This window comes from Vibrio lentus (assembly GCF_002875945.1).
GTDB lineage: Bacteria > Pseudomonadota > Gammaproteobacteria > Enterobacterales > Vibrionaceae > Vibrio > Vibrio apostichopi.
This window is the reverse complement of the sequence record NZ_MCZK01000049.1, coordinates 1-3740: the sequence shown is the minus strand read 5'-3', so window position 1 is coordinate 3740 and position 3740 is coordinate 1. Positions and strand designations below refer to the sequence as shown.

The following is a 3740-nucleotide window of genomic DNA, read 5'->3' as shown; positions in this document are numbered from 1 at the left end:
TAGTATCGCAATTTCATTCTTCTAATTTCTCATTAATTAAATAAGAAAGAGAATGGAGGCGCCTCCCGGAGTCGAACCGAGGTCCACGGATTTGCAATCCGCTGCATAGCCACTCTGCCAAGGCGCCTTTATCAACATAAAAATATATTGAAGAGTTTAAAGAGAACTACTCTTTGTTCAACACTCTACTTAAAGTAGAAACTAGATAGATGGTGCCCCGGGCCGGACTTGAACCGGCACAGCGCGAACGCCGAGGGATTTTAAATCCCTTGTGTCTACCAATTCCACCACCAGGGCAACGCAATCATGCGATGCTGATTACTGAAGAGTAAAACACCATCTCTCTGCGACCGAAGCCGTGAGAACGAGGTGTACTTTAACGGATAGAAAAAATTCGTCAACAGTAAATTTTATCTTTCAATTCAAGTGATTAATTATCGAACTCAAACGAATGAATTTAATGCAGCTTGTACGGTTATTATACGTAGATTTTGAGTTTTTGCGATAACTCATAGGCCGAAATCTAATTTCAAGATTCCTTAAATACCGTTAATTCCATTGAATGAAGGAAACACGCCTTCGTTTTCATGTGCTTTTCATATTCAAAGGCTAGAGTTTTAAGTAACGACTATTACGAAATGACAACGTGAAGCCACTAAAACGATACCAATATGAACGCTACGCCGTGCTCTGCAACCTCGCCTACCCTAGAGTCTTTAAACAAACTCGTTACGGTTTTGATCCGAATGGACAGCGCATTATAAAGAATCAGTTTGGCAAAACCATGATTCGAGTCTTATGGAGCAGCGACAAAGATGAAGTCGTCGTAGTTATCAAGGGGTCACACAGCGTTTCTGACTGGCTACTCACTTTTGCACTATGGACCAGAAGCTGTAAAAGGATTGGGCTGAACTATCGTGTTCATGCTGGTTTCTTTCATCTCATGTTCCAAGAAAGCCAACCAAGTCGTAACGAAGACAAGCTTGGGCAAACCGTTATCGAACGCTTAGAAGCTGCACTCACACCTTTGTTAGAGCAAGGGAAAAGAATTTCGATCACCGGGCACTCTTCTGGCGGCGCTATTGGCTGTGTGTTTGCTGACTACCTAGACCAAAAGTATCCAGGTTGCATCAAACGAATTGTGACTTTTGGACAACCTGCAATTGGTGATTGGAGCTTTAAAAAACACTACCGTTTGGGCAAGAAAACTTACCGTATCTGTTGCGACATCGATATTGTGACCTTCATGCCGCCCGTGCCGCTGTTGTATTGGCATGTAGGGAAAGTGCTTTGGCTCTATAACGGCAGGATCTACGAAAACACACCGACATTAATACGCCTCGGACGCTCAATATTCAGTTGGTTGATCCGGCCTTTCTCTTATCACTTAATGAGTAAGTATATCCGTAATAAGGATTTCTTCGATAAGCACTGAGGCAGTGAATTAAGTTGATGCTGGCTGCATAAAAAAGAGCACAAGCCTGTAATGACTTGTGCTCTGTATGGTTTTAACTGAACTTAAAGTTTAAATCTTGATAGTTCCTGTTTGAGATCGTTAGCTAAGTGGCTGAGCTGATCGGCTTGCGAAACGGCATCTGTCGCATCAAGCGCCATCACATCACTGACTTCACGAACAGACTCAGTATTCGCATTGATTTCCGCGGTAACTAAGGATTGCTCTTCAGCGGCAGAAGCAATCTGAGTCGCCATATCACTGATCATCTGAATCGCTTTACGGATTTGAGCTAGGCTCTCTCCGGCCATGTCCACGTCGTGTACGCTTGTTTTCGCCATATCATGGCTTTGCGTCATCACTTTAACCGCACCATTGGTCGCTTGCTGTAGGCGTTTGATCTTGTCTTCGATCTCTTCTGTTGAAGCATGAGTACGTTGAGAAAGCACACGAACCTCATCAGCCACCACAGCAAAACCTCGGCCTTGTTCGCCTGCCCTAGCCGCTTCAATGGCCGCATTGAGCGCGAGTAAGTTAGTTTGCTCCGCTATTTCACGAATCGTCGCCAAGATAGACGCGATTTGCTGACCATGCTCTTCAAGCTCGCTGATGATAGACACAGCGCTTGTTAGCTCAGTAGCAAGCTCATTGATCGATGATTGGCTTTTGGCCATCTGTTGGAAGCCTTGCTCGCTCAATTCCACTGAGTGAGTAGCGCTTTTGGCCGTACTCTCAGCATTCGTGGCGATTTCGGCTGTTGCTGTCGCCATTTCTGTCACAGCCGTTGCCACCATCGTGATCTCATCTTGTTGCCTGCTCACACTGTCACTGCGCTTCATCGCGCTGGTATTAGCATGCTCAGCACCACTATTCATCGCGGTAGAAACTTGCGTGACGTTTTGCATCATTTGGTGAAGCCGATCAACGAAGACATTAAACTTATCGGCAAGTTGACCCACCTCATCTTGGCTCGACACTTGTAGTCTTTGTGTGAGGTCGCCTTCCCCTTCCGCAATATCAGCTAATGCTTCACTCACTCGACCCAGCTCAACTAATTGACGAGCCACAAACCATGAAGTTGCTGCAGCCATAACGATCAATACAATCAAACCTGTAGTGATTTGGCTAATCAACATGTCGAACAGAGGTTGCTCTAGTACTTCTTTATCCATTTCAATCACAAGCAGCCAGTCAGTGCCTTTAATTGGCTCAGCCATGATGACTCGCTCGGCACCGTCCACTTGAGTAAAGATTGTCGTCAAGTTTTGCGCAGCACTGTTCAAGCCAGACACACTCAGCTCTGGCGCAATATCATTGACTTGTTTCAGGATGAAATCTTTATTTTGATGAGCAACGACCGTTCCTTGCTTATCGATCAGAATCGCACGTCCATTCCCCGGAACCTGAATAGCTAATACGTCTTCAATCAACTTGTCTAATGCCAAGTTTGATGCCACAACACCGATGATCGATCCATTCTCGGTTACAGGGTCTGTCAGTGTCACCACCAAGGTTTGCATCGTCACACTCACATACGGCTTGGTTGTAACTGCACGGTTCTCAGCTAAGGTTTGTTTATACCAACCTCGGACTCTTGGGTCATAGCCCGCTTTATTCAATGAAGGATCATGGCGGAACATCTCCCCTTCTTTGTTACCGTAATAACTCAATCCAAACCCACCAGATACCAAGGTTTGACGTAAATGAGGAACAATATCGATTGAAGGGTTAAGCTGCACTTGTTGCTTAAGCCCATGTACTGCTTGTTTCTTATCATAGAACCAGTCACTGATGCCCTTAGCATGGGCTTGAAGTGTATTGCGACTTTCACTTTCTATTGCTTGCCAGCTGTTTGTTTGAAAAGTCTTATAACCCATGAAAAGAAGAATGGCAGATGTCACAGCAATCGCCAAAACTACAGAGAAAACCATTTTCCTCTTTAGACTAAATTGCATACTTAAGAACCTCTTATAGAACAATTAAAGAAATATAAAGAGGGACACTATCACTCATACACATGTTTTAATTAGGGTTATCCCATAAAACAATGAAACAAATTGAGCATTATGGGTAATTGTGACTTTGATTTATTTAGTGGTCTATCAACAAAGGTTCAACTTAGGATCTCGTCAAAATAGAGTAGGTCTTTGGAAGATAAAGGGGAGAAATGAAGAGGCTAGGACGATCAAAAAAGAAACGAAGAAGTCAGAAACGAAAAAACCAGCCACGAGGACTGGTTTTTTCTAAATGATGGAGGCGCCTCCCTGAGTCGAACCGAGGTCCACGG

2 protein-coding genes and 2 tRNA genes are annotated in these 3740 nt (G+C 44.3%); 1 reads left to right on the top strand and 3 read right to left on the bottom strand.

Going from position 1 to position 3740, the window contains the following annotated elements:
• Positions 1 to 53 precede the first annotated feature (53 nt).
• Positions 54 to 127, bottom strand: a tRNA-Cys gene (locus BCT49_RS04180).
• An 83-nt stretch (positions 128 to 210) separates the two neighbouring features.
• Positions 211 to 297 (bottom strand) — tRNA-Leu (locus tag BCT49_RS04175).
• Between the two features lie 349 nt (positions 298 to 646).
• Between BCT49_RS04175 and BCT49_RS04170 the strand changes: the two genes are divergently transcribed.
• Positions 647 to 1435, top strand: coding sequence for a lipase family protein (locus tag BCT49_RS04170; protein WP_102434264.1), 789 nt, complete (start codon positions 647 to 649; stop codon positions 1433 to 1435).
• An 83-nt stretch (positions 1436 to 1518) separates the two neighbouring features.
• On the opposite strand, the gene BCT49_RS04165 is transcribed toward BCT49_RS04170, so the two are convergent.
• Positions 1519 to 3384: a methyl-accepting chemotaxis protein gene (locus BCT49_RS04165; RefSeq protein ID WP_102434263.1), complete on the bottom strand. Its 1866-nt coding sequence runs from the start codon at positions 3382 to 3384 to the stop codon at positions 1519 to 1521.
• Between the last annotated feature and the right edge of the window lie 356 nt (positions 3385 to 3740).